This is a genomic window from Mucilaginibacter myungsuensis (assembly GCF_015222005.1).
GTDB classification, from domain to species: Bacteria; Bacteroidota; Bacteroidia; order Sphingobacteriales; family Sphingobacteriaceae; genus Mucilaginibacter; species Mucilaginibacter myungsuensis.
The window spans coordinates 663,555-689,350 of record NZ_JADFFL010000002.1 but is presented as its reverse complement, the minus strand read 5'-3'; the positions used below and the strand labels follow the sequence as shown (position 1 = coordinate 689,350).

The 25,796-nt window shown below is 48.1% G+C and carries 22 protein-coding genes and 1 pseudogene; 12 read left to right on the top strand and 11 right to left on the bottom strand.

What is annotated here, in order from left to right; all coding sequences use genetic code 11:
• Positions 1-34: 34 nt before the first annotated feature.
• Positions 35-3,298 (top strand): glycosyl hydrolase, encoded by a 3,264-nt coding sequence (locus IRJ16_RS06855; RefSeq protein ID WP_194110782.1) that lies wholly within the window; start codon positions 35-37, stop codon positions 3,296-3,298.
• A 12-nt stretch (positions 3,299-3,310) separates the two neighbouring features.
• Here IRJ16_RS06855 and IRJ16_RS06850 read toward each other — a convergent pair whose 3' ends face one another.
• Positions 3,311-4,201: a flavin reductase family protein gene (locus IRJ16_RS06850; protein WP_194110781.1), complete on the bottom strand. Its 891-nt coding sequence runs from the start codon at positions 4,199-4,201 to the stop codon at positions 3,311-3,313.
• Between the two features lie 145 nt (positions 4,202-4,346).
• Here IRJ16_RS06850 and IRJ16_RS06845 point away from each other — a divergent pair, with 145 nt between their 5' ends.
• Positions 4,347-4,988, top strand: coding sequence for a DUF47 domain-containing protein (locus IRJ16_RS06845; RefSeq protein WP_194110780.1), 642 nt, complete (start codon positions 4,347-4,349; stop codon positions 4,986-4,988).
• Between the two features lie 184 nt (positions 4,989-5,172).
• Here IRJ16_RS06845 and trxA read toward each other — a convergent pair whose 3' ends face one another.
• Both trxA and dusB read right to left on the bottom strand, forming a co-directional pair.
• The gene (gene trxA / locus IRJ16_RS06840) at positions 5,173-5,493 is read right to left on the bottom strand and encodes a thioredoxin (RefSeq protein ID WP_194110779.1); all 321 of its coding nucleotides are present in this window, start codon (positions 5,491-5,493) and stop codon (positions 5,173-5,175) included.
• A gap of 170 nt (positions 5,494-5,663) precedes the next feature.
• Positions 5,664-6,659, bottom strand: a complete 996-nt coding sequence (gene dusB, locus IRJ16_RS06835) for a tRNA dihydrouridine synthase DusB (RefSeq protein WP_194110778.1) — start codon at positions 6,657-6,659, stop codon at positions 5,664-5,666.
• A 44-nt stretch (positions 6,660-6,703) separates the two neighbouring features.
• Between dusB and IRJ16_RS06830 the strand changes: the two genes are divergently transcribed.
• The 5 genes and pseudogenes from IRJ16_RS06830 to IRJ16_RS06810 all read left to right on the top strand — a co-directional run bounded on the left by IRJ16_RS06830 (position 6,704) and on the right by IRJ16_RS06810 (position 9,851).
• The gene (locus IRJ16_RS06830; protein WP_194110777.1) at positions 6,704-7,675 is read left to right on the top strand and encodes a CPBP family intramembrane glutamic endopeptidase; all 972 of its coding nucleotides are present in this window, start codon (positions 6,704-6,706) and stop codon (positions 7,673-7,675) included.
• On the top strand, positions 7,638-7,850 hold the full coding sequence (locus IRJ16_RS06825; RefSeq protein ID WP_194110776.1) for a putative signal transducing protein: 213 nt from the start codon (positions 7,638-7,640) through the stop codon (positions 7,848-7,850). Before IRJ16_RS06830 ends, IRJ16_RS06825 begins: the two co-directional genes overlap by 38 nt.
• A 93-nt stretch (positions 7,851-7,943) precedes the next feature.
• Positions 7,944-8,747, top strand: a complete 804-nt coding sequence (locus IRJ16_RS06820; protein ID WP_194110775.1) for a phosphatidate cytidylyltransferase — start codon at positions 7,944-7,946, stop codon at positions 8,745-8,747.
• A 34-nt stretch (positions 8,748-8,781) separates the two neighbouring features.
• Positions 8,782-9,435, top strand: a pseudogene (locus tag IRJ16_RS06815) (phosphatidylserine decarboxylase family protein); the annotation flags it as partial.
• A gap of 212 nt (positions 9,436-9,647) precedes the next feature.
• On the top strand, positions 9,648-9,851 hold the full coding sequence (locus IRJ16_RS06810; protein WP_194110774.1) for a hypothetical protein: 204 nt from the start codon (positions 9,648-9,650) through the stop codon (positions 9,849-9,851).
• A gap of 59 nt (positions 9,852-9,910) precedes the next feature.
• Here the strand turns inward: IRJ16_RS06810 and IRJ16_RS06805 are convergent, their stop codons facing one another.
• The 3 genes from IRJ16_RS06805 to IRJ16_RS06795 form a co-directional block, all read right to left on the bottom strand.
• Positions 9,911-10,666 carry a hypothetical protein gene (locus IRJ16_RS06805; protein WP_194110773.1) on the bottom strand — a complete coding sequence of 252 codons (756 nt, stop codon included), beginning with the start codon at positions 10,664-10,666 and terminating at the stop codon, positions 9,911-9,913.
• Between the two features lie 20 nt (positions 10,667-10,686).
• Positions 10,687-11,451, bottom strand: a complete 765-nt coding sequence (locus IRJ16_RS06800; protein WP_194110772.1) for a hypothetical protein — start codon at positions 11,449-11,451, stop codon at positions 10,687-10,689.
• A 226-nt stretch (positions 11,452-11,677) separates the two neighbouring features.
• A complete protein-coding gene (locus IRJ16_RS06795) occupies positions 11,678-13,762 on the bottom strand; it encodes a CehA/McbA family metallohydrolase domain-containing protein (RefSeq protein WP_194110771.1) in 2,085 nt (694 codons plus the stop codon).
• Positions 13,763-14,064: 302 nt separating this feature from the next.
• Between IRJ16_RS06795 and IRJ16_RS06790 the strand changes: the two genes are divergently transcribed.
• From IRJ16_RS06790 to IRJ16_RS22840, 5 genes are all read left to right on the top strand, one after another.
• Positions 14,065-15,201: an aldose epimerase family protein gene (locus tag IRJ16_RS06790; protein WP_194110770.1), complete on the top strand. Its 1,137-nt coding sequence runs from the start codon at positions 14,065-14,067 to the stop codon at positions 15,199-15,201.
• Between the two features lie 45 nt (positions 15,202-15,246).
• Positions 15,247-15,978 (top strand): hypothetical protein, encoded by a 732-nt coding sequence (locus tag IRJ16_RS06785; protein ID WP_194110769.1) that lies wholly within the window; start codon positions 15,247-15,249, stop codon positions 15,976-15,978.
• Between the two features lie 115 nt (positions 15,979-16,093).
• The gene (locus tag IRJ16_RS06780) at positions 16,094-17,227 is read left to right on the top strand and encodes a glycoside hydrolase family 76 protein (protein ID WP_194110768.1); all 1,134 of its coding nucleotides are present in this window, start codon (positions 16,094-16,096) and stop codon (positions 17,225-17,227) included.
• Between the two features lie 178 nt (positions 17,228-17,405).
• Complete coding sequence (locus tag IRJ16_RS22845; protein ID WP_228079912.1) at positions 17,406-18,857, top strand: hypothetical protein; 1,452 nt, start codon at positions 17,406-17,408, stop codon at positions 18,855-18,857.
• Complete coding sequence (locus tag IRJ16_RS22840) at positions 18,826-19,680, top strand: hypothetical protein (protein ID WP_228079910.1); 855 nt, start codon at positions 18,826-18,828, stop codon at positions 19,678-19,680. The genes IRJ16_RS22845 and IRJ16_RS22840 overlap by 32 nt, the downstream gene beginning before the upstream one ends.
• Positions 19,681-19,779: 99 nt before the next feature.
• Here IRJ16_RS22840 and IRJ16_RS06770 read toward each other — a convergent pair whose 3' ends face one another.
• The 5 genes from IRJ16_RS06770 to IRJ16_RS06750 form a co-directional block, all read right to left on the bottom strand.
• Positions 19,780-22,044: a GH92 family glycosyl hydrolase gene (locus tag IRJ16_RS06770; protein ID WP_194110767.1), complete on the bottom strand. Its 2,265-nt coding sequence runs from the start codon at positions 22,042-22,044 to the stop codon at positions 19,780-19,782.
• A 6-nt stretch (positions 22,045-22,050) separates the two neighbouring features.
• Positions 22,051-22,221, bottom strand: a complete 171-nt coding sequence (locus tag IRJ16_RS06765) for a hypothetical protein (RefSeq protein WP_194110766.1) — start codon at positions 22,219-22,221, stop codon at positions 22,051-22,053.
• 41 nt (positions 22,222-22,262) lie between these two features.
• A complete protein-coding gene (locus IRJ16_RS06760; protein WP_194110765.1) occupies positions 22,263-23,909 on the bottom strand; it encodes a DUF6377 domain-containing protein in 1,647 nt (548 codons plus the stop codon).
• A 126-nt stretch (positions 23,910-24,035) separates the two neighbouring features.
• Positions 24,036-24,950: a hypothetical protein gene (locus tag IRJ16_RS06755; protein ID WP_194110764.1), complete on the bottom strand. Its 915-nt coding sequence runs from the start codon at positions 24,948-24,950 to the stop codon at positions 24,036-24,038.
• Between the two features lie 17 nt (positions 24,951-24,967).
• The gene (locus tag IRJ16_RS06750) at positions 24,968-25,732 is read right to left on the bottom strand and encodes a DeoR/GlpR family DNA-binding transcription regulator (RefSeq protein ID WP_194110763.1); all 765 of its coding nucleotides are present in this window, start codon (positions 25,730-25,732) and stop codon (positions 24,968-24,970) included.
• Between the last annotated feature and the right edge of the window lie 64 nt (positions 25,733-25,796).

Here is a 25,796-nt window from a genome sequence, read left to right as displayed (position 1 = left end):
TAAACCGACCACGCCAATTCTTAACCGCCATCCTATGAACCTGAAAAACGTCTGCTTTTACGCGCTGACCTGCCTTTTGTCTTTATCTGCTTTATCGCCAATGGCGCAAGTTGCGCCGATTGTTCCATCTAAGGTGGAACTGGACCGGAACTTTGGTGAGCATGATAAAGTAGCTTTCAAGTCACCGGGTAAGGTTTATTATCCCGAGACCTGGTTCCATTTTATTGGCGGCAATGTATCCAAACCCGGCATCACTAAAGATCTGGAGGCGATAGCTAAGTCGGGTATTTCGGGCATCCAATTATTTCACGGTCAGTTTGGCGGACCGTGGCCGGGAGTGCAGCCACAGATCACCTGCCTGAGTCCACTTTGGGAAGATGCTGTAAAGCATACCGCGTTAGAATGTAAACGCCTTGGACTAAAATTTACCATGCAAAATTGCCCGGGCTGGGCTATGGCCGGTGGCCCTTGGATCACGCCTGAAAATGCTATGCGCCACCTGGCTTGGAGCCGTACCGATGTAAAGGGTGGGAAGGTAAATATCCATCTTGATCAGCCGCAACCGAGTAAGGAGGATTGGCGCAATTATAAAGACATTACCGTGCTGGCGTTCCCTACTCCATTAGACGATACGGGCAAGCCCTTGATACCAACATCTGCCAACGGTAGCGGCGACCTAAAATGGGCTGACCTGCTAATGAGCGAAAAAGAAAAGCCTGTAACGCTAAAGCCTGCCCCACAAGGCGAACCTTACTGGGCCGAGGTGAATTTTGCCGGGCCGGCAACCATCCGTACCATAGAGCTGCCCAGCGTGAACAGTATGAGCCACGCCTGGGATTACCAGCCGGGTGTAAATGTAAAAGTACAGGCAACCCTGGCCGACGGCACTACCCGCGAGATATTGAACACCGCCGTGCCGGCAGCTAACTTTCAGGACAACAGGCCGGTAACGTTGGCCTGTCCGGAGGTTAAAGCCAAAGGCTTAAAGATCTGGATAGAGAACAAGCACGATATGCAGTTGCGCTATATCCATTTTTACACAGCCGCGCGGAAAAATAATTGGGAATCAGAAGCGGGTTGGACCTTGCGCAATATTGATAGGAGTGGTACAGACTATGCCCAATCACGACAAACCTATTTGGATCTGGCCAAGATCATCGACATTACCAAAATGATGGATGCCAAGGGCGACCTGAACTGGACAGCCCCGGCAGGCAACTGGACCGTACTGCGTATAGGCCACGTAAATAGCGGTATGAAAAATGGTCCCGCCCCTAAAGAAGGTACTGGTTGGGAGTGCAACAAACTATCTGAAGCAGGGGCCGATGCGCATTTTGCCGGATATATCGGCCGTTTATCCAGCCCCAATGGGGCACTGGCTGGCGGCTTACTGACCGGCATGCTGATGGACAGTTGGGAGTGCGAAACCCAGACCTGGACGGCCGATATGGAAGCCGAGTTTGCCCGGGTTTCAGGCTATCAGCTACGCAAATGGTTGCCGGCGATATTTGGCTATGTCATGAGCGATCAGGAGACCACCTTCCGCTTCCTGCACGATTGGCGGGCCACTATTAACGATCTGTACACCAACAAATTCTACGGCAGGATGGTGAAACTGGCTAAACAACATGGTCTGGCTGTGTCATACGAGACGGCTGCCGGGGACGTTTTCCCTGCCGATATTTTGGAGTATTACAAATTTGCCGATGTGCCAATGTGCGAGTTTTGGCAACCTTTTAATAAAGGCTATGTGGGTACGTTGAATTTTAAACCTGTTAAACCGGCGGCCTCCGCCGCACGTTTGTATGGCAAGCCGCGCCTGGGTTCGGAAGCGTTTACTTCCTTTGAACTGACTTGGGATGAACAATGGCCAATGCTGAAAGAGGTAGCCAATGTTAACACGATAGAAGGCGTAACCCACTTGATCTATCACACCTATACGCACAACCCCATGGCCGATTCGCTGAAGCCCGGTACATCGTTCGGATCTAACATCGGTACGCCGTTCTTACGCGGGCAGACCTGGTGGAAACATATGCCTGAGTTTAACGGCTACTTTGCAAGGCTGAGTTATATGCTGGAGCGTGGCAAACCTGTGTCCGATGTGCTTTGGTATCTGGGTGATGAGATCGGCCACAAACCCGACCAGGAAGCGCCTTTCCCGCAAGGTTTTAAATACGACTATTGTAACCCCGACGTGCTGCTGAACCGCCTGAAAGTGGTCAACGGTATGCTGACCACGCCCGAAGGCATACAATACCGCGTACTATGGCTACCCGAGACCACCCACATGCTCCCTCAAACCTTAGAGAAACTGGATCAACTGATCCGCGCCGGAGCGACCGTAGTAGGAAACGCGCCTAAAACTTTAGTGACGTTGACCGGCGGCAAAACATCACAACAACGCTTTAACGCAGCGGTTAAAAAGATCTGGGGCGACGGCAAGCCTGGTATGCGCATCATCGGTAAGGGTACGCTGCTCTCGGGCATTAACTTAGGCAACGCGTTAACAACGCTAAAAATAGCACCAGATGTTACGGGCGGCAACGCGCTATGGTCGCACCGAAAAACTGCCGGGGCTGATTGGTACCTGATCACTGCTCCCAAAGGCGAGGGTTTTAAAGGGACGCTGGATATCAAAAATACCGGCGCTGTAGAATTATGGGACCCGATCACAGGCACGACCCAAGCTTTTGCATCGATCACGAAAGACGGTCGCAGCGGCATCGAACTGGATCTGCCGCAGGCAGGCTCTTGTTTTTTAGTTTTCCGGCATGATCAAAAGCCTACTACAGTAGCACGGGTAGTGCAAGAGCAGAACGGCCGTAAATTATCAAACAATTGGGAGCTCAGCTTCCCTGATGGATGGGGTGCGTCAAAGTTGTTAACAGTAAATGAATTGAGACCATGGAAGGACCTGGACCTATCTGCCGAAGGCAAAGCATTTTCGGGAACGGCAACATATACCAACACCTTTTTTAACGACGTTAACTACGGTCCGGAGAAACTGTTACTGGACCTGGGCAACGTGGCTATGATCGCCAAGGTGACCCTTAACGGTAAAGAAGTAGGGACGGTATGGTCTCCGCCTTATCGGGTGGATATCAGCAAGGCGATAACCCTCGGCAATAATGTGCTAAAAGTGGAGGTGACCAGCACCTGGTTCAACCGTCTTGCCTACGATGCCGCCCAACCCGAAAGTCAACGTAAGACCTGGACCATTAGTGGTCCGCCAAAGAACGCGGCTTTACGGAACAGCGGGTTGTTAGGGCCGGTGAGTATAGTAAGGCAGCGGTAGATGAGGTTTACTTTAGTCTATAAATAACACCGTCAGCGCATCCTCAACCCTACCCTCAGCAAGCAAAGCTTTCGCTTTCAAATGCAACTGTAACTCGCGGGTATGGCTATCGCCAATGGTGGCATCCAGTATCTCTTTAACTTCGTCGATGTTGGCAAAAGCTTCTACCACGTCATCATCCGGCAAGGCGGCCAGGTTACCTAATTGGCCAAGGTCGTTACCTGTCAGTACGGTCGAGTTGCGGACGTTGTAAGGCAGCGCATCTACCCCGATGCCGATATCGCGGTTAGGTTTAGCTACCGTAAATAAGTTATCTTTAGTGACCCGGCAATACCAGTCGCCGCCAAGGCGGGCCACCTGATCCATTTTAAAGGGGTCTATCTTGCCGTCTGTGCTTAATACCTCATCGGCAACGTGGATCAGCTTAATTTCGGCAATGATAAGATTGCCTGCGCCCGGGCCATCGCCCAGGCTTACGATATCATTTACTACGCACTCCAGCTGCACCGGTGACTCGGCCACACGCGGCGGCCTGACCAATTGCGACGGTAGCTCGGTAAACCCGGCTTTTGCAAATTCATTTACACCTTGTGCATACTCCACACTGCTGAGCGATGTTTGCTGCACCATGCTGTAGTTAACAATGTTGATCACCAGTTCGCGCACCTCTTTTAAATTCTCCAAGGTGTGCTTGGTAGTATTATCCCGCACCCGTCGTGATGGAGAGATAATGCAGACCGGCGGGTTAGTGCTGAACATATTGAAGAAACTGAAGGGACTTAAGTTTACTTTCCCAGCGGTATCTATGGTGCTGGCCAGGGCGATCGGGCGAGGCGCGATGGCGTGTTGCAGGTAGTTCTGCAGTTCTATCGGGGTAAGTTGGGCAACATTTAAGCTAAGCATAAGGTAAAGGTATAAATTAGGTGGCGCACAACATTGTTACCGAATTTAAGGGTAGACCTCAATTGATGTTAAATAATTATGACCAATTGTTAACATTAACTTAACAATAGCTTGTTTAGCTTTGCTGCGTACTTACATCAACGCTATGCAACAAGGTGTTTTTAGTTCAATGTTCCGTAACAAGAGCGACATTTTCTTCGACCACTTCAACCAATCGGCAGAAAATGCTACTGAAATGGCCAAACTTCTTTTAGAAGCTATCAGCACCAACGATGAGCAAAAGCCGCAATACGCTGCCATCAACCGCTTACGCACTAAAAGCCAGGAAATTACCCGCGAGTTATTTGCCGAATCGGGCCGCGCCCTTGTCTCGCCTTTCGAGCGCAGTGATATGACCGACCTGGTTAAAGCGATAGATACCGTTGCCGGCTACATCAATATCTCCGCACGCCGTATCAACCTGTATCAGCCAAAAGAGATCACCCCGCCAATTAAAGAACTTGCCGGACTGATCGTAGACATTTGCGCCGAGCAGGAACGTTGCATATTGGCTTTAGCTCAGATAAAAAAGGTAGATGTGATCACCGAATCCGTCAACGCTATCAAAAAGTTAGAGCACTATGCCGATAATGTGTATAACAAAGCCGTTGCCGCCCTTTTGGTTACAGAGACCAACGCCATAGAGCTGATCAAATACAACGAGATACTTTTGGCCTTAGAGACCGCCACAGATAAAGCCAAGCTTGTAGGCGATGTAGCCGAGAGCATTGTGGTGAAGAATACGTAGGTCGGTGTTCAGTTAACCGGTGATCGGTTAACCAGTGGACCGGTTCTTTTGTACAGACACGATACCTCGTATCTCCCGAATGTAGGGCTTTCGTATACAAAATACCAAACATAAAAAGCCGCTCCGGACTATCCGGAGCGGCTTTTATATTGCAGAGCCGGAGATCATCCGGCTTAAACTCAGCTTACGCTAATTGCTTATCTAATTTTTGCGATAATACCGATTTTGGCACAGCGCCAATTTGTTTGTCAACAACCTCGCCACCGTTAAAGTACAGTAAAGCAGGGATGTTACGGATACCGAATTTCATAGAGATGCCCGGGTTATTGTCAACGTTAACTTTGCCAACAACAGCTTTGCCGTCGTACTCTTTCGCTATCTCTTCTACTACCGGGCCAACCATTCTACATGGGCCACACCATTCTGCCCAAAAGTCAACCAATACCGGTTTATCTGATCTTAACACAAGCTCCTCAAAGTTTGCGTCTGTTATTTCTAAAGCCATGATAAATTATTTTTAAGTTCAACAAATATCTATATTCAAATTACTTGCCACAAGTGCCTGAATGACAAACTGACAAATAAATTACCCCGGCAGGCCGGGTTTATAATTTTATGACGATCAGGCATTAAAATAAATGCCTATTTGTCGCGATCAACACCGCCGTGGGTGCTTTACGCCAATTCCAAATTACTGTAATGATAGGTCACCTCGTCAAGCAACGCATTAACATCGTCAATAGTTTGGGCCGATACCAATTTCATACGGAACTCTTTAAAATGATCTACTCCTTTAAAGTAGTTACTATAGTGGCGTCGCATCTCAAAGATCCCCGTCTTAGGACCTTTCCACTCAACGGACTTCTGCAAGTGCGTACGGCAAACTTCCACACGTTCGACAATGGTCGGTGGCGCTAAAAACTCGCCGGTCTTAAAGTAATGCTTCACCTCGCGGAAGATCCATGGGTAACCAATAGCGGCACGACCAATCATCATCCCGTCAACCTCGTACTCCATGCGCCACTGGGCAGCCTTTTGCGGGCTATCGATATCGCCGTTACCAAAGATCGGTATCTTTATGCGCGGATTCTTACGGATATCACGGATCAGCTTCCAATCGGCTTCCCCTTTATACATTTGGGCGCGGGTACGGCCGTGGATGGTGAGGGCTTTAATGCCCACATCCTGCAAACGTTCAGCCACTTCATAAACGTTCTTGGTATTATCGTCCCAGCCTAAGCGGGTTTTCACAGTAACGGGTAGGTGCGTAGCTTTCACCACGGCACTGGTCATGGCCACCATTTTGTCAATATCCTGCAATAAACTTGCACCGGCACCACGGCAGGCTACCTGTTTTACCGGGCAGCCGTAGTTAATATCCATCAGGTCGGGACCTGCTTGGGTGGCAATCTCGGTAGCTTCGCGCATGTGGTCAATATCCGAACCAAAGATCTGGATACCGATAGGGCGCTCGTACTCAAATATGTCCAGCTTTTTAAGGCTTTTGGCCGCGTCGCGGATCAATCCTTCCGACGAGATGAACTCGGTGTACATCATATCGGCCCCGTTCTGTTTGCACACATAACGGAAAGGCGGATCGCTCACATCTTCCATCGGTGCCAGCAGCAGCGGGAACTCCCCAAGATCTATATTTCCTATTTGAACGGACATGCGTATATTTAACGCTGCAAAAATACTAAATTTATAACATCTATATGTCCACAGTCCGCCATCAACCTTTAAACACCATCGGCCAGCTCTTTTCTTTAGTAGGCTTATGGTTAGGCTTTAGCTTTGTTGGGGTGCTGATAGCCATTGGTTTGGTAGCTGCCATTTACGGCATGCCCATGTTCTACAACATCATGAACATGACCAACACCAACGCCCCTGGATTCCTGGGTGCTTTCCGGCTTTTCTTAGCTATAGGCGGCACAGTGGTGGGTTTTTTGGCCCCCGCGCTGGTATTCGCTTACCTGCTGATGCGCGACCCGGTAGAATATATTGGCCTTAAAAATTATACGCCATGGATCTTATTGCCGATCGCGGCACTGATCATGATATCGTTCATCCCCACCATTGATATCACCGCGTATTTTAACCAAAAAATGACACTGCCGGCATCGTGGAGCGGCCTTTACAAGTGGATACGCGAGATGGAATCATCCGCAATGGCGCAATTTAAGGTACTGCTGAACATGCGGACACCTGCCGATCTGATCATATCAATCGGGATCATTGCTGTATTACCTGCCATAGCCGAGGAATTCTTTTTCCGCGGATGTTTACAATCCGTATTAATGCGCTCGACCGGGAGTGTGCATGGCGGGGTTTGGATAGCGGCTTTTATTTTCAGCTTTATACATATGGAATTCTTTGGCTTTATTCCGCGGTTATTGCTGGGAGCAGCCATGGGTTATCTGTACGCCTGGAGCGGCAGTATATGGCCATCGGTAGTGATGCACTTCGTCAATAATGCATTTTCGGTAGTGGCAGTTTACCTGCATCAGCATAAAATGATCGCTGCCGATCCCGACAGCGGGCAACCTATGTTTGGCCATTGGTGGGTTTATGTGCTTACGTTTTTACTATCGATAGGGCTGATGTACCTGTACCGCCAGGTAACCATAAAAAAACAATTATTGATCGCCGATGGAGAAGAACTGGGTGAAGATATTCACGTCGACTAATTTTTACCGCGCCGAGATCGTGAAGCAAATGCTGAGCGAGCACCAGATCGATAGTGTGGTGATGAACAAGCGCGACTCATCGCACCAAACTTTTGGCCATGTGGATGTATACATTCATCAGGATGATTTTAGTCAGGCGATAGAGATCATGGTTTTGAATGAGATGAATTCTTAGCGTCGCTTTAGTTTAAATATTAAAAAATACCTTTGTGTCCTTTGTGAAGATCTTTGTGCCCTTTGTGGTTAAAAGACATTTAACTGAACTAACATGAAAACACGGGCTATAACCGGTTTATTTTTTCTGATCGTAATGCTGGCGTCGTTACTGACGGGACATTACCCTTTTGGCGCTTTTTATTTACTGCTGGCGCTTTTTTGCCAGTACGAGTTTTACGGGCTTATCAAAAAGGCGGGGTACTTCCCTAATATTTATACCGGGATGTTCAATGGGGCGTTCATATATACGGTTTTCGCATTGCTGGCTTTTCACCGTACATCACCGGCGGCTATGTTTTTGATACCGGTGCCTTTGAGTTTCATTTTCATATTGGAACTTTATAAGAAAACGAGCACCCCATTCCAAAACATCGCATTTACTTTTCTGGGGCTGGTGTTCACCATTATGCCTTTTACGTTCTTCCATGCTATGGCTTATATGGGCACGGAGTTCAACTTCCACATCCCGCTGGGCTTTTTTGTGATGCTATGGTCTAACGATACCGGAGCTTACCTGACAGGACGCGCTTTCGGTCGAATGAAATTATTCGAGCGCCACTCGCCTAAAAAGACTGTGGAGGGTTTTGTTGGTGGTGTGCTGATCAGCGGATTGGCAGGCTACATCCTGAGCATCTACTATCCCGAACTACATTGGAGCCAATGGATCACGATGGCAGTATTGATATCTTGCTTCGGTACATTGGGCGATCTGGTGGAGTCAATGTTCAAACGTAGCATTAACGTGAAGGACTCGGGCGGCATATTGCCGGGCCACGGTGGGGTGCTGGACCGGTTCGACGGGCTATTAATTGCAGCCCCAATCGTTTACAGTTACCTGTACTTCGTTACAAATTAGTACCTTTGCATATAGATCAATATTTTCTCCAATTATGACTTTTCATAAAGAAGGCTATACCTCGCTCGCTATATGCGTGTTATTCATCTTTATTCTGAACGCTTTGGTGCAATTTTACCTGCCCGAGCAAGTGGCTTTAAAGTGGTTCATCTACATCCTGTCGTTCCTGCTGTTCGTGATCATCGTGCAGTTCTTCCGCAGCCCTAAGTTCGCCATCACTACAGACGAGAATACCGTGCTTTGCCCCGCTGACGGCAAAGTGGTAGTTATTGAAGAAGCCGACGAGCCGGAGTTTTTAAAGGACCGCAGGATACAACTATCGGTGTTTATGTCGCCGATAAACGTACACGTTAACCGTAACCCGATATCGGGCTTTGTAAAATACTTTAAATATCACCCGGGCAAATACCTGGTGGCCTGGCACCCAAAATCATCTACCGAGAACGAGCGTACTACCGTAGTTACTGAAAACGGCAACGGCGTACAGGTATTGTTCCGCCAGATAGCAGGCGCTTTAGCCCGCCGTATTGTATGGTACGTGCAAGAAGGCGACGTGGTTGAACAAGGCTCACAGTTCGGCTTTATCAAGTTCGGTTCACGTGTGGATCTTTTCCTGCCGTTGGGTACCAAAATTTTGGTGGACATTAATCAGGTGGTAAAGGGCGGCCGTACCGTATTGGCCGAGCTGCCAACATCAGACACCCAGCCCCTAGCAATAGCGACAGAGGCTATTGAAGAACCCAAAGTTGAGGCCAAAAAAGTGGTAGCCCCTAAAACTGAAGAAACGGCACCGGCATCTGCCGTTGAGCCGGACGAAGTACAGGAATTACCTGCCCGCAAGCCAAAGCTGAAAGCGGCCAAACCAAGCGATAACAACACTGAAGAAAAGCCTGAATAAGCATGAAAAAGTTAACCTTACTTACCCTGCTTGCCGTAGCCGTAAACATCCCGAACACCTTTGCGCACGACGACCATAAGACCAAGAAAAAGTTATCGAACGAGAAATGCGTTAAAGGTGGCGATTGCTGCAAAAAAGGCACCAGCAAAGCAGCCATGATGAAAGCAGCAAAACCAGCTGCCAAAACAGCCGCTAAAAAGGCCTAAGGCTATTTTAAAAATATACAAAGTCCCTCCTGAACAATGTTCAAGAGGGACTTCTTGTTTTACAGCGCTTTTAGCAAGCCATTTAGTATGCGGGGTGTAATGCCCAGGTTATTGGTTACCGAATAGGTGATCTTGTGGTTCTTATCGGTCACAATGATCAGTGGCCGGTCGTCAGGGGCGTATATGGCCAGCAGATCGGTGGCATCAAAAATGTGGTGGGCGTTCAGTATCGGCGTTGTTCTTAACGCATCAAAGGCGCGTTGGCGCGAGTATTTCGTCACCGCGTAAACCTCAAACTTCTCTTTGCCAACATATCTGCTGATCACGTCGTTATGTTCGGCAAATCCATTTGGATAGCCCCTAAAGCCCGGATACCAAAAAATAAGCACCACCGCTTTACCGGCTATCTTGCTTTCGGGTATCTCGCCTTTAAATGGTTTAAGATCTAACAACATGCCTTGTTGCAAGGCCGCGTTCCGGGGTGTAAAGTCGCGCTTTAATGCTGCATCCCTACTGGTATCTGTCGGCATCAGTACCCGGTACCAAAGGCCGCCTTCTTCGGCCAGTCTGCGACTGGCAATGCCGTATTCGTAATCTCTGGTCATTTTAATTGCCTCGGCAGAATCTATAGGTTTCAGGTTCCTGTCATAAATACCCGGCGCAAACTTCATGTTAGCGAACATTTTGTTCGATTCGGCGGCACTCATACTCATCCGCGGACCGACCATCACGCCGGTACCATTCGGCGGTAATATCGTTTGTGCCCATGCAGCTGTAGCGCAAAAAAGTAAAATTGGTAATAAGGTATATTTCATAACTATAAAATGCAGGGATGTTATAATGCTTCTAACGATCTGTACAAGAACCTGTCGGTAGTGACCAGCCAATTCTTTGCAGCATAGGTGATCTTATGGTCCTTATCGGTGATCACAATAAGTGCTTTATTGTTGGTCTCGTACAGGTCGGTCAATCCCCATCCGTTAAATATATGGCGGGCATTTAAGATCGGGAGCTTCTTCATTGCTGCCTCAGCGTCGGGCAGCGACTGATGGGTTATAGCTAATACCTCAAATTTATCAGGGTTAGCAAATTTGCCGGTGATATAATTGATATCGTCGTAACCTGTCTTATCGGGATTGGGGTAGCATCCGCCACACCAAAAGAGCAGTACCAGGGCTTTACCATTTAAGGATAACCCGTTGAGCTTTTTCTCGAAAGGTGTTGCATCCAATACTTCACCCAATTGCAGCTTCGGGCTGATCGGTTTACTATTGCCGGACAGTACCATCTTCAGGATCATCTCCTCGCGGGCGGGATCTATCCTGGTGATCGACTTTCTTAAGCCGTTCTGCCCTTTAACGCGTGTAATTCCCCGGCGATACTCGTAGGTGCGGAGCAATTTTTCGCCGGCCGCGTGGTCAAGGATATTACCTTCGGCATCGTAAACATTCTCATCGTCTATCTTGCCCACCATTTCCTTTACGGTGTTGCCGCTCAGTATAGCGCTACGGGTAGCAGTGGCTGTTCTGCCGGTATCAGATTGCGCGAACAAGCCGGCGCTGTAAAGCGAAAGGGCAGATAGTAACAGAAGGGATCTCATTTTTATTGTGTGGTTATGGTAAATTTGCTGCCATGCTTTAAGGTCGGCATCGGCTACAAAGTAATTGTTTATTTTTTATTGGCGATATTGATATCGATAATTTTTTGACCTGTTCTTTTTTCAGGATCGTGTATAAACACCCAGGGCACAAAGCTTTGCTATCGGACCAAAGATCTTGTGTCCTTTTTGCAAAACTCCGTGCCCTTTATGGTTTGATCTTAAATTTCTATTTCAAATAGACCGTCTGCGTGAACGCGCCGTTAGTGGCGGTATCCCAAGCCTCTAGCCTCACCCAGGTGCGGCCTTTCAGATTCAGCTTTTTGGTGATGGTGCGGGTGCCGAAAGCGCGGGTATCATTCAGATCTATACGATCGTGATATACCTTACTGCCATCGCCGCTAATGATCTCGGCAAAATTCATCGGGTAGGTCCAATCCAGGCTAAATACAACGTTCACGTTTCCATCAGCAGGTAAAGCTAAGGTCTCGCCACTGTTGCGGCCACTTACCGTGAAAGATGGAATGAGCACTTCGCCCGTACTCGAGAAGAATTTACCCTGGCTCATCACATCCAGTACGGGCTGCCAACCTGTTTTATGGGTAGGCATTTTGTCCATCTTCAGGTAGTTGATGTTCAAGTGGGCATACATCTCGTTCTCGGGTTCGATGGTAAATATATCGCACTCGGATATTACATGTTTCTTCAAGCCCCAGTTATTCATATCGTCCAGCAGGTTAAGTACACGGCGGGCCTGAGTAGGTGTAGATAGGTCGGCAGGGATCGCTTTCCACGCGGCACCCATGTAGGTATCCGAACGGAAGAAAGCTTCGTCTTTGTAAGCGTCAGGGTAGCCGGTAGATCCTTTGGTGCGGGCATGCGCTACCCAGGCCAGGCCTTTTTCCTCTTCCATCAGTTTCAGCATTTCTTCTTTGTTGCCAATGTGGTACACCTTGCCGTATTTAGGGTGCTGGCTCACGTAAGGCTGCTCATCCTTACGCGACATTACCCAATACACCGGCTTAGGGAAGAACGACATCCAGTGGCCGCCGTAAAAGTTATTGGCTTCCTCGCCGGGTAATAGTAAAAAGTTATCGGTAGACAAGCGCTCGCACTCCTTGAACAACGCATCCAGCTCGCGCAAGCGGGCATCATCCGGTCCTTTAGGGTGACCCGGGCCGTGGAACTCGCCCAAGTGGACGATGTTAACACCCATGTCCTTAAATATTTTCACAAAGTTAGGCTCTTCGGGAGCTGGCTTATTGGTCAGCGCCACGCTCGAGATAAACTCATTATGGAAATGGCTCTCCATGGTCTTGTAACCCGGCAGCGGTTTAAAGGTATCGTTGTGGGTAAATTTCTTTACTTGCGATAAAGCGGCTGTCGGCGTACCCTGATCGATCAGACAGAAGAAATTTAAACGCTGTTGCGTATTAGGCGGCGCGTTGAACCACGGTACGTAACGTTTATCGCCCTCTAACTCCTGGCGGATACCGATACCAAATTCCGGTATCATATCCCTGTAGTTGCTGCCATACCAGGTAAAGCGCAGGTTAAAGGCCTCATCCAGCGGGTAAAAATATTGGTGCGGCGCAGGGAACAAAGCCAGGGAACCCTGCTTGGTCTGCCCGATCACGGTGCGGTATTTTACTTCCAGGTTCTTGCTGGTCTCGGTCTGCACGGCTTTACGTACCTGCATGCGTTCGCGCACGTCCTCCCAACTAATATTATCCCAGGGCTGTTGCTTGCTCACCAATCCGGCATCGTAAATAATAGCGGTCGAATCCTTCTGAGTTGCCAGCACCGCTGCCACATTGAACATCGGGCTGCCATCATAAACAATGATCTCTAACGCGCCCTTAAAGGTCGACGATGCCATTTCGCCTATGCGGATGGTTGTTTTAGAGCCATTGCTGCTTACGCTGGCGCTGGTTTTGTCGAAGCTTACGTTGTGGGCTTTGTAGGGCTTGGTCGGCACACGGTCAAAGAAAACATCCCAGCCGCCGCTTTTAGGGTCGAGCGTGCGCTTACCGATGGTGAGGATAAAAGCCGGGTCCAAATTGCCGGCAATGGTTTTTACCCCTGTTTTGCCGCTTAACTTAATGGCATTGAACAGGGCCTTATCCTTGTTCATATCCAGTACCAGTTGTGCGGTGGTACCGGTATTGCCGGGCCAGCTAAGGGTGATCAGATCTTTGCTGACGGCTACCTTGGCCGCGCCGTTCTTGTTAAAATGTGTGTAATCGACTTTGACCTGGCCAATGGCCAGTCCGCTCGCTAACAGACAGCTTAACGCAAGGAAAACTTTTTTCATAAGCAGGTTTTTCATCTTAAGCTATCGCGATGGTGGGCGCGATAAACTCAATGATCATTTTTTTGGTGAATATTGGTTGTTTAATTTCCGTACAGGGGATACGGCTTGTTTATCCACCAATTTTAACGATTTTATGCGTGACCACCTAATCCATGAACGAAAATATGCTGAAAATTAAACATGTTTGAACTTGTATCGGCCAATATCTCTTGGCTAATTTTTTTTGCAAAACCGGCGCTTTAGTTTTGATATGAAAGAAAAATTTCGTACATTTACCATAACCAATTCTGCATCTCTCCCTGATGAACCGTCTGATCATTTTATATACCTGGGTTTGCTTTGTCGTATCCGTTCCTGTTGTTCGGGCGGATGGTAGACCGCGTTCGGCTAAACCGACCATCACCAAAACACCTTACGGCGAACTGGAAGGCAAAAAGATTTACGAGTACACCCTCACCAATGCCAATGGCATGCAGGTAAAGGTGATCAACTATGGGGCGACCATTACCGATATCATTACTCCCGATAAAGACGGCAAGTTGGCAAGTGTAGTCTTAGGTTTCGATTCGCTGAAAGTTTATACCGGGCGCATGAATGCCCTGATGGGTGCCGTGGTGGGCCGGGTGGCCAATCGTATCACCAACAAACGTTTTACCATCGACGGGCAGGAATATGTGCTATCAGGCAATATCCACGGTGGCGCTAAAGGTTTCAATAAACGGATATGGGATATCGAAGAAGTGCCGGGCAATAAAGAGGTGGCATTGAAAGTGACCTATTTTAGTCCGGACGGCGAGGAAGGCTATCCCGGCAATTTAAAGGTGACCATCACTTATACCCTTACTAACAATAACGAGCTGAAGCTCGACTACAAAGCTACAACCGATAAAGCCACCCCGCTGATCCTGACCAATCACACCTATTTCAACCTGTCAGGCAGCAAGGATGATAAGGTATTAGATACCGAGTTAAGCATCGCATCGGATAAGTTTTTAGAGGCTAAACCCGGCCCCATGCCAACGGGTAAGTTGCTGGACGTGAAAGGCACCCCGTTCGATTTTACATCACCCCGCAAAATTGGCGAGCGCATTTTAGATACCGCCAAACAACTCACCCAGGTGAATGGGTACGACCTTACCTTTGCCCTGCGTAATCAAAGCGGCAAATTGGCCAAGATAGCTACGGCTTACGAGCCATTGAGCGGCCGCGAGATGCAGGTTTATACCACCGAACCCGGGTTGGTGTTTTACACCGGCAATCACCTCAACCCCGGCGTGATCGGCAGGGGCGGCAAAGCATCTACCAAGAACGCCGCTTTTTGTTTGGAGACCCAGCACTACCCTGATTCGCCAAACATCCCACAATTCCCGAATTCCATTGTGCGGCCGGGCGAAACATTTAGCTCGCAAACAGTGTATAAATTCTCGGTACGTAAGTGACCGACGCAATAGTCAACCTAATTCCTGATAAAAACCAATGAACCTATGAGAACCAAACATTACCTCCAACTCGCCGCCTTTGCGCTGATCGCTTTATCGGCCTGTAAAAAAGATAATACGGAATATACTAGTTACGATCCGCCTAAGGCGGTGGAGAAATACCTCATCCGCACGGTGCATACCGTTGGCACCGCTACCGATTTTACCGATTACACCTACAATGCGCAAAAACGTCTGTCCGCCGTTAAGAACGGTGATAAACTGAATGTAGCCTATACTTACAATGGCAGCAACCTGTTCACTATAGACATCAAAGTACCGGACGGGGCAAACACCATCCGCAACCTTTATCAGTTCAGTTATACAGATGGTGTGCTGTCATCCACCAGCCGTAAGGTGTATAATAACGATGTTTTTGTCCGCGAGTTTACGTTTAACCATACCCACACCCGCGGCGTAGCTATGGAGACCGCCATAGAAAGTACCACTACCAAATTGCAGTACACTTTCAACGGCGGCAACATCATCAGCTGGAACAATGGCAATATCACTACCACTTACACTTACGACAACCAAAAAAGCATTTACACCAACGCGCTAACGCCCTACCCTTATCCCGGCGATATTGCAGACCGCTACTCGGGCAATAACGTAACCAAAGCGGTGCAATCTGTCGGGTCGACCACTATCAATACCTACACTTATGATGTGAATGGTTATCCGATAGCGCTGATCAGCGGGCAGGACAGATACACGTTCGTTTATGTGACGTTGTAATAAGACTGCAGCTGTATATGGTATTGTTACAGACGTATCTTAGAACTTTAAAAGCAAAAAAATAACTTTAACCTAAATAACCATTTTAACCTCAGATAATTTCTCTGTCTCCTTTATGATGACCAATAAGATCAAAGGCCTGGGCCTTGTACTGTTCCTTTCGGCAATGACGGGTATCGCGTCGGCGCAAAACACCAAGGGTGGCGTTTACACGGCAGCGCTTTACGCTTTTGATGCCGCCATCCAAAAGAATTTTTACGATAAAGCCAGCAACCGCTACTTTGTAGTGTTGGACCCGAAAGAGCGCGAGACCAAGAACGGCTACCTGAGGGAATACACCTATCTATGGTCTTACTGCGCCCTATACCAGGCCGCTAACGAGATGGAAAAGCTTAACCCCAAAGCCAACCTGATGGAGCCGATAAAGAAGCAAATGGAAGAATATTGGGACCCCGCCCCGCCCGTTGCCGGCTACTCGGACTATATTATGAAACTGAAACCAGGTCAGCGTTATTATGACGATAACGAGTGGATCGGCATCAGCGCATTGGACTCGTACGTACGCACCAAAAAGAAAAGCGACCTGAAATTGGGTAAGGACATGTACGACTTTATTCTGAGCGGATACGACCAGGTGTTGGGTGGCGGCATTTACTGGGTAGAGGGCGACAAAGGCTCTAAGAACACCTGCTCTAACGGACCGGGTGCTTTGGTGGCTTTGCAGCTGTATCAGATCACTAAACAGAAAGCTTATTTAGATACCGCCATCAAGATCGTCGCCTGGACCGACTCCAAGTTACGCACCCCCGAGAATTTGTATTGGGATAACATCAGCACCAAAGCCGGCAACCGCATAGGCAAGGCTACCTTCTCTTACAACACCGGCACTATGCTGGAATCGTACGTGTATTTGTACGAGTTGACCAAAGACAAGAAGTACCTGGAGCAGGCCAACATTATTGCAGATGCCTCGCTGCCGTTCTTTTATGGTAAGGATAAATTTAGGGATGGTTATTGGTTCAACGCGGTGTTGCTGCGCGGATACCAGCATTTGTTGAAATTCAATAAAGACACTAAGTACATTATGGGTTTTAAAAAATGCCTTGACTATGCTCTGGCTAACGAGAAACACGAGCTTGGCGTTTTCAAAACCGACAAAGGCGGCACCCAGAACCTGGTAGAGCAAGGCGGTATGTTAGAGATACTGGCCCGCTATGCACAGATGGAGCAGCAGGGGTTGTTGAAGTAATTATACACATCCCTTTTGGGGAGGGGCGCGTAAGATAGTGCGGTTGCAGGGAGGGGTTTAGCGACGATGTAAGGTGGCAAACCCCTCCCTGCCATTTGAACACAAACCAACACACCCCTCCCTAAGGAAGGGATTTTAGCATAACCACTGTAGAACACGTTATAAACCACCGGTCAATATGCATAACCACCTCCACAAAACACTGACCGCCCTTACCGCCGTCACCTGTTTATCCATCACCTACGGCTTTGCCCAAACCCAACCCGTAAAAGATAGCGGCAAAGAGAAAACCACTTTTCAGACCGGCGCGGCATGGCGACCAACTACCGACTCGCGGGCGGATGTGGCTATCATTTACGGCGCTGGCGGCCGTCCGGGGCAGTTTGAACAACGCATAGCATCGTGGAAGGACAGAGGGTACAAGGTAGCCTTTATGACAGGTATGGCCTGGGGTGGTTACCAGGATTATTTTACCGGTAAATGGGATGGTAAACCCCACATGGACGAAGGCCAGAAGATGATGAACGGCGATACCGTTTGGCATGGCAAGAACACCCCCTATGTGGTGCCGACCATGAACTTTTTAAAGTATTTTAAAGAGCAGGTAGTTAAGAAAGCTATCGACGCCGGCATTGATGCCATCTATTTGGAAGAACCTGAATTTTGGAACAAATCGGGCTATAGTGAAGCTTTTAAACGGGAGTGGAAAGACTACTATGGTTTTGACTGGCGGCCGCAGCACGAGTCGGCAGAGAATACTTATCTGTCCAATAAACTCAAATATCATCTGTTCTATCGTGCTTTAAAGGAGTCGTTCACGTACGCTAAGGAATACGGCAAAACCAAGGGCATGAACGTCCGGTGTTACGTACCCACGCATTCGCTCATCAATTATGCCATGTGGCAGATCGTTAGTCCGGAAGCGAGTTTGGCATCGCTGGATTGTGTGGATGGCTACATCGTTCAATCGTGGACAGGCACTGCCCGCGAGCCGAATTACTATAACGGCATTGCCAAAGAACGTTCTTTTGAGACGGCGTTCTTAGAGTACGGCTGCATGCGATCGATGACCGCGCCTACCGGTCGCAAATTGTTTTTTGAGAATGACCCCGTAGAGGATACCCGCCGCGATTGGGCCGATTACCGCAAGAACTATCAGACCACATTCACAGCCGAGCTGTTCTTCCCGGATATTGACAATTACGAGGTTATGCCCTGGCCCGATCGTATTTTCGACGGGAAATATTTCACCAGTCGTACCAGTAACGAACGCGCTGGCATGCCGCGGAGTTACTCCACCCAAATGATGGTGATGATCAACTCGCTGAACGATATCAAAACGTCGCCTAACAAAACTTCGGGCACACAGGGGATCAGCGTGCTGATGGCCAATTCGATGATGTTCCAACGCCTGCCTACGCACGATGACGGCAAAGCATGGGCGGACCCATATTATAGCAGTTTTTACGAATCGTCGGGCATGTTCAACCGTGTGCCGACGAATAATAAGTTGATGGATCCTCAGCTCTCTAACTTCTTTGGCGAGGCGTTGCCATTCCTGAAGCGTGGTGTCCCGGGATATCGTCCATATCGAGAATGTGGGTTATCCAAAAGGTTTGGCCGATACTAAGGTGCTGCTGATGTCGTACTCGAACAGGAAACCTTTGGAAGAAAAAGCGCACGACCATTTGGCACGATGGGTAAAGAATGGCGGCACGATCGTTTACTCGGGCCGCGATGACGACCCTTTCCAAACCGTGCAGGATTGGTGGAACAAGGACGGCAAGAAATACAAATGCCCGGCTGATGACCTGTTCACCAAAATGGGTGTAGGTGCAAGCCCAAAGGCGGGTACTTACACGGTCGGCAAGGGCAAGGTCTGCATCATCCGGATGGATCCTAAAGAGTATGTGCTGGAAAGCGACCGCGATGGCATCCTGCGCAGCAAGGTAGAAACGCTATATCAGCAAGCCACAGGCAAAGAAGTACAATACAAGAATAGTTTTTACCTGAGCCGCGGCCCGTACGAGATCATCTCTGTAATGGACGAAAGCGTGAACAACGATAGCTACACGATCAAAGGCAAGCTTATTGATCTGTACGACCCGACGCTACCTATATTATCCGAGAAAAAAGTGAACGTTGGCGAGCAAGGTTACCTGTACAATATTGATAAAGTATCCGACAAGCAAAAGCCGCAAGTGCTTGCCACAGCGGCAAGGGTGTATGAAGAAAAGGCCGATGCAAAAAGTTACGAGTTCATCTGCAAAAGCCCTTTGAATACCACCAATGCTATGCGTGTACTATTGCCTGTTGAACCTAAAAAAGTGACCGTGACAGATGTTACAGGGAAAGCTATAGAGTATAAAAAGACATGGGACGTGAGTAGTAAGACAAGTTTCCTTGGGTTTGAGAATAGCCCCGAGGGTGTGAGGGTTAAGTTGGAGTGGTAGGGTGAATAAATTAAACAGATCTGTATCCTTGACAGATCTTAAACAAGAACACCCAAACGGATAGCCGCCTGGGTGTTCTTGTGCATACAAAAATGCCTCTTAGATCTTACTTAAAGAGTAAGGTCTGTCCGCTTCTTTTATACCTTTGGTCTTGTTAGGCACATTGCTCATCACCAGTTTTAACACACCACCTTTCAGCATATCGGCATGGGTGATGTATGTTTTGGTATATGGCTTGCCATTCAGGGTAGCCGATTTGATGTAGACATTCTCCGCGCTATTATTCGGTGCATCCACCACGAATTTTTTGCCGTTCTCTAAATTCAAGGTGGTCTTTTTGAACATCGGGCTACCGAATACGTACTCGCCGGTGCCCGGGGTTACGCTGTAGAAGCCCATAGCGCTTAGTACGTACCATGATGATGTTTGGCCCTGGTCCTCGTCGCCGGGGTAACCGTTCTCGGTAGCGCTGTACAACTTGTTCATCACATTACGCGAGTGGTATTGCGCTTTCCACGGCTCACCCGAATAGTTGTACAGGTAAACCATGTGCTGGATAGGCTGGTTACCATGCGCGTATTGTCCCATATTGGCCATCACCATTTCGGTCATCTCGTGGATCATGCCGCGATAGGTGCCTACTTTAACTTTATTAGGTTCGCTAAAAACGGAGTCGAGTTTAGCGTTGAAGTTTTTATCACCGCCGATCAGTCCGATCAAGCCCTTAGTATCCTGGAAAACCGACCAGGTGTAATGCCACGAGTTGCCTTCAGTGAACGGTCCGCCCCACTCGATCGGGTCAAAGTTAGTGGTCCAGGTGCCATCCAAACCTTTACCGCGCATAAAACGGGTAGATGCATCGTAAACGTTGCGGTAGTTGTACATTGGCTTTTGGAACATGTCCACATACTTTTGGTTACCGGTCATTTTGGCCAATTGGTAACCCGCCCAGTCATCATAAGCGTACTCTAAAGTTTTTGCGGTCGATTCGCGGTATTTAGGGTACGGTACATAACCCAGTTCATTATATTCTTTAACACCATCGCGACCATTGGCCGGTCCCCAAGGGCCTTTGTTCATGGCCTCGTGCTCGTAAGCGGCCAGGGCTTCTTTCGGGTCAAAGGTTTTCAAACCTTTAGCCCAGGCATCTGCAAAAAGTGATATCGCATGGTTACCGATCATACTGCCCGCCTCTGAAGGGAACGACCACGATGGCAGCCAGCCGCATTGTTTGTAAGCATCTATCATGGCTTGCATATAGCGGCCATGCATCTCTGGCTGCACCAGCGAGTTTAGCGGGAACTGCGCGCGGAAGGTATCCCAAAAACCGGTATCGGTGTACATGTAGCCCGAGTGTACCGTACCATCATACGGACTAAAATACACCGGCTTGTTATCTTTATCTAACTCATAAAACTTGCGCGAAAACAAGCTGGCACGGAAGAAGCAAGAATAAAACGTTTCCAGATCGGCTTGTGAGCCGCCTTCCATAGTTACCCTGCCTAAGCTTTTGTTCCACACTGCCGCGGCGGTAGCCTTGGTAGCTTCTAAAGTTTTGTCGGCACCTAATTCGCGTTTCAGGTTCAGTTCGGCCTGATCCAAACTGATGTATGACGATGCTGTTTTTACCTGCACCTTAGCGCCATCGGCAAAGGTGATGTAAGCGCCGCGGCCACGGCCTTCGGCAGATGTTGAATCGGCTTGTGTGGTTTTGTTTCGGTTCTCCCAGGTACCCCAGGTTTTAAATGGCTGATCGAAGTAAAGTACAAAATGGCTTTTCCAGCCGCGCTTAAAGCCTTCGCCGTTATTTACGTAGCCGGTTATCTTTTGTTCTTTAGGGTAGATCTTCACGCCGCTCAGGCCGGTATAGCCATCCAACACCAGCGTGCTTTTTTGCCCTGCCGGATAGCTGAAACGCAAATGTGCGCCACGCTCGGTAGGCGAAATTTCGGTAGTGATCTTATTATCAAATTGTACTTTGTAATAATTAGGCTTAGCCACCTCGTTAGCGTGACTGAATTTGGCCGCGCGTTTGGTCTCGTCAACCTCCAATTCGAACATCGGCATTAGCGAGAAAACGGCATAATCCCTCGTCCACGAGCTGCACTGGTGCGCTTGCTGAAAACCACGGATAGCATCCAAAAAGTACTGGTATTTCCAACCGTCGCCGTTCTTGCCGGTCTGCGGGGTCCAGGTGTGCATGCCGAAAGGTAATGCCGTTGTCGGGTACGTATTACCGCGGGTCAGCTCGTGTTTGGAGTTGGTACCTTGCAGGGTGTTCACATAATTTACAAGGTCCTTTTGCTGCGCGAACGCGCTGCTGCCCACTAAGGACAGCGCCAGTAAAGTAGATCTTAATTTCATAATGTACTAATGCCTTTGCTGATCGGGGCAACGGCCTTTAATGGTGGTTAAAGAGTTCAGTGTACCAATGATAGGTATTTTACTGCAAAGTGACCGAGTTTTTAAGGTGACGATCTTGATACGATCGGCCTCACCCTGCTCGTTGCTACCACGCCATCCTGTGTTATTACATGTCATGGGTAGGCACGAAGGACAAATAGTTTAAGTAGGTGGTTCCGCTACTTCTCCAGATCCACCGCCTTAATGGCCATAATTCGGTTATCAAATTCATCGCCGTGGATGAGGGCTTTGGCTTTGATGCGCATTTTGTACACGTAGATGGTCTTTTCTGAGTATTCCAAGATCTTGGCAATGGCTTCGGTATCGGTGATGCCCATACGCATCAGGGCAAAGATGCGCAGGTCGGTGGTAAGTACTTCGGTCTCTTTAGGCCAGATCTGGTCCTCTTTTTTAAACAGGGAGTTAAACTCCTCTATAAAATTGGGGAATATCTTAATGAACACATGATCAAAGGTGTAAAACAAGGTCTCGCGTTCTTTCTTGATATTGATACCGTTGGCCAGTATCTGTATATCATCATACTTTTTGATGGACAGTTTGGTATCCAACGAGCGCTTGATACGCTCTAACTGAACAATATAACCCGAGATGACATTAAAAAAGTAACCGATATAATCCTCTTTGATCTTGGTGCCTTCCAGCAGGCGCATGTTGGCTTTCTCTAACTGGTGGTTCTTATCGTCGATGATCTTTTCTTTGATCTTCAGTTTTTTGTTTTGGCGGAAGAGCATGATCGTCACCACAACGATCAGCGATGCCAGTACGGTTACGGCGCTCAAAAAGATCACGAAGAAACGTTCTTCACGCTCAATGTAATTCAGCTTTTCGGATGCTACTACCGGCAGTAAAGTACCGATCTGGATCTTGCGCTGGCGGGCACCGTAAAACTCGGCATCGTCAAGGGCGTGCTCCAGGGCTACGTAGGCGTTTTTGATATCTCCTTTTTTGTACAGGATCTCGGCCAGCCAAAACAGGGCGATGGTCTCTTTGGTTGATGAGCGGATATCGCTGATGGTCGCCCTGGTAAGCAGCTCGATGCTTTTGTCCTTTTGGGGCGTATTTTGGTAAACGTTGCTCAGGGTTGATGCTACGATGGCGTATTGGTGTTCGCTAAGCTTTTTAGGATCCAGCAGACCGGTAAAAATGCTAATGGCCGAGTCGACCGACCCGTTCTTATACTTTTTGTATCCGGTAAGATAAACGTTATCGTAAGATCCATTCTGACTCAAAGCAATGGCCGAGTCGATATACTCGTTGGCTTTGGCCGTGTAAGCCGGAGCGTAATGGTGATCATTATTGTAATTGGCCAGATCGTAATAGGCCCGCATCATCATGGAGTAGTACTCTACCTTGGCGTTCTGATCCAGATCGCGCACATCAATGCCGCGCATACTATCGAACGTCTCTTTGAACATGCCCGACGACAGCAGGATAAAGCCCATCTTCATACGGCTAAGGTCCTCTTTGCTTTTGTCATTCAACTCGCGACTAATGGACAACAGCTTGTTCACATACGTATAGGCCGAATCGTATTGATAGGAGCGGTACTCCTCGTAGATCTTGTTGCAGATATCGAAACGGCTTTTGGCATTAACCGGCGAGGTGCGGCCGAGCGCGGTCTTCAACTCTTTTATCCGGCCCTCTTTTTGGCTATCGTACGATGCTTTTTTAGCGAACTCGGCTTTCAGTTCATCAAACAGGTCGTCGGTTTCAGAGTTGGCAAAACTACCTGCCGATAAGCACAGCAAACAAGCCAGGGCAAATAACTTAACGACGAAAAATTGGGGAACAGCCTTTATTGCCACCTTATGCTTTATCAAATTTAAACCTGCCGGGAAAACGTGTGAATTGGTTATACTTAATACGGCCAAAAGTAGCAAAATGTTGTAACAGGCATAGGTTCCGCGCTAATTATTTGTTGCAAAGCCGATCTAAGTATGCTGAATGTAATAGCACACGGTTTTAGCTTCTGGCTCAAAAAATATGTACAGATCGCCGTCGCCCCAAAAATTCATTTTTTCAAACAAGATCCTGTTAATATCACTATTAATGATCACATTGCTTTTAACTACAGGTAAGTCAATTTCATTACCGATCTGACACAGGAACCGCATTGTCCTGTTGGTTTTGGGGCAGCGGGGGATCACCCTGTTCTGTATCCAAACGGGGATGCCGGTATGCCCTATCCCTCCTTCGGTCAGCCCTTTTCGTTTAGTGCTAAATCTTAAAACATCATATTCTATATAACTATCAGCATCGAGTTCGTTGTAGGATGTGTCCCATCTCGCAAGTTCTTCTGTGTTAATAACGACCGGATGGAAAGGGTCGCTATGATCCAGGTATAGCAACTCAAAATTTAAGTAAAGCGGGCAGACCAAATGTATTGTGAATGGCAACCAAGAAAATGCTTTATCTGAATTGGAAAGGAATCCCAGGTATTGAAATGATACTGCGCTTTGTCCGTTGGGTACTACCAGATCATCAGGTGCCTTGCCCCCAAATTGGTGCAAACCATTTCTATCAGTACTAAAACCGTAAACAAGGTTTGGCTCCAGCGGCAAGTAACTCAGTTTGCCTATCGCTCCGGGTATATTAATGTACTCCCATAGATCGCCTTCTGTAATTTCTTCCTCTTCGTTAATCACCCGGCCACTATGTAGTAAGTTATCTTTAAACGTAAGTTCAAGATATAGTTCGGTAGTTTTGGCCACTGCTTGCTCTACACACAATGTTCGTAAGCTGGCATTACACTCTTCACTACCATCTAAAGCCACCTCCGCTTCGGCAAAGTATTGCACCTTAACCCCGGCATTATCCTGTTTAAATATTTTATTGAATATGCCCATCGGGATGTCGACTTGATCTACACTATCGTCACCGTGATCCCCAAACCCTCTAAGGTCTTCACTACGTGTTCGGATACTCCGCTATCGGTAATAATGTGGTCGATATCTTCCAATCCACATATTTTGCCAAATCCACGGCGACCGAATTTGGTCGAGTCGCACAAAACGATGGTCTTTTGCGACACTTTGATCATTTGGCGGTTAAGCTGGGCCTCCATGGCGTTGGTGGTGGTCAAGCCAAAATCCAGATCGATACCGTCGACACCAAGGAATAATTTACTGCAGAAAAAATCGGCCAATATTTGCTCGGCATAAGTGCCCGTTACCGATGATGAACTTTTGCGCAGCAAGCCACCCAATTGCATCACCTCAACGGTAGGGTATTTCAACAACTCCAAAGCTACGTTCAGCGCAGATGTGATCACGGTAAGCCCCATGCGTGGCGGTAAACTTTTGGCCAGATACTGCATGGTAGTGCCCGATGCGATAATGACCGAATCGTTATCCTCTACCAAACCTGCGGCTGCGGCTGCGATCTTCAACTTTTCTGTCGATTGCACTTTTTCCTTTTCATTCACCGGGCGGTCAACAATGTAAGGGTTGGTGAGCGTAGCGCCGCCATGGGTGCGGAAAAGCAGGTTCTTGTCTTCAAGCACCTTCAGATCTTTACGTATGGTGACAGACGACACCTTCAGTTCCTGGCAAAGTTCCACAACGTTTAAGTTGCCTTCCTTTTTTAACTTATTCAGGATGAACTGGTGTCGCTCGGCTAAGTTGATCATTGGTTTTTATTGGCTTTAAACACGCAAATTAGGCATTTTTAAACTATCAAGTATAAATTCAGTG

Coding starts and splice junctions, on each gene's coding strand:
- IRJ16_RS06855 (WP_194110782.1), top strand. CDS start 35: ATGAACCTGAAAAACGTCTGCTTTTACGCGCTGACCTGCCTTTTGTCT.
- IRJ16_RS06850 (WP_194110781.1), bottom strand. CDS start 4,201: ATGCTTAGCTTAAATGTTGCCCAACTTACCCCGATAGAACTGCAGAAC.
- IRJ16_RS06845 (WP_194110780.1), top strand. CDS start 4,347: ATGCAACAAGGTGTTTTTAGTTCAATGTTCCGTAACAAGAGCGACATT.
- trxA (WP_194110779.1), bottom strand. CDS start 5,493: ATGGCTTTAGAAATAACAGACGCAAACTTTGAGGAGCTTGTGTTAAGA.
- dusB (WP_194110778.1), bottom strand. CDS start 6,659: ATGTCCGTTCAAATAGGAAATATAGATCTTGGGGAGTTCCCGCTGCTG.
- IRJ16_RS06830 (WP_194110777.1), top strand. CDS start 6,704: ATGTCCACAGTCCGCCATCAACCTTTAAACACCATCGGCCAGCTCTTT.
- IRJ16_RS06825 (WP_194110776.1), top strand. CDS start 7,638: ATGGAGAAGAACTGGGTGAAGATATTCACGTCGACTAATTTTTACCGC.
- IRJ16_RS06820 (WP_194110775.1), top strand. CDS start 7,944: ATGAAAACACGGGCTATAACCGGTTTATTTTTTCTGATCGTAATGCTG.
- IRJ16_RS06810 (WP_194110774.1), top strand. CDS start 9,648: ATGAAAAAGTTAACCTTACTTACCCTGCTTGCCGTAGCCGTAAACATC.
- IRJ16_RS06805 (WP_194110773.1), bottom strand. CDS start 10,666: ATGAAATATACCTTATTACCAATTTTACTTTTTTGCGCTACAGCTGCA.
- IRJ16_RS06800 (WP_194110772.1), bottom strand. CDS start 11,451: ATGAGATCCCTTCTGTTACTATCTGCCCTTTCGCTTTACAGCGCCGGC.
- IRJ16_RS06795 (WP_194110771.1), bottom strand. CDS start 13,762: ATGAAAAAAGTTTTCCTTGCGTTAAGCTGTCTGTTAGCGAGCGGACTG.
- IRJ16_RS06790 (WP_194110770.1), top strand. CDS start 14,065: ATGAACCGTCTGATCATTTTATATACCTGGGTTTGCTTTGTCGTATCC.
- IRJ16_RS06785 (WP_194110769.1), top strand. CDS start 15,247: ATGAGAACCAAACATTACCTCCAACTCGCCGCCTTTGCGCTGATCGCT.
- IRJ16_RS06780 (WP_194110768.1), top strand. CDS start 16,094: ATGATGACCAATAAGATCAAAGGCCTGGGCCTTGTACTGTTCCTTTCG.
- IRJ16_RS22845 (WP_228079912.1), top strand. CDS start 17,406: ATGCATAACCACCTCCACAAAACACTGACCGCCCTTACCGCCGTCACC.
- IRJ16_RS06770 (WP_194110767.1), bottom strand. CDS start 22,044: ATGAAATTAAGATCTACTTTACTGGCGCTGTCCTTAGTGGGCAGCAGC.
- IRJ16_RS06765 (WP_194110766.1), bottom strand. CDS start 22,221: ATGACATGTAATAACACAGGATGGCGTGGTAGCAACGAGCAGGGTGAG.
- IRJ16_RS06755 (WP_194110764.1), bottom strand. CDS start 24,950: ATGGGCATATTCAATAAAATATTTAAACAGGATAATGCCGGGGTTAAG.
- IRJ16_RS06750 (WP_194110763.1), bottom strand. CDS start 25,732: ATGATCAACTTAGCCGAGCGACACCAGTTCATCCTGAATAAGTTAAAA.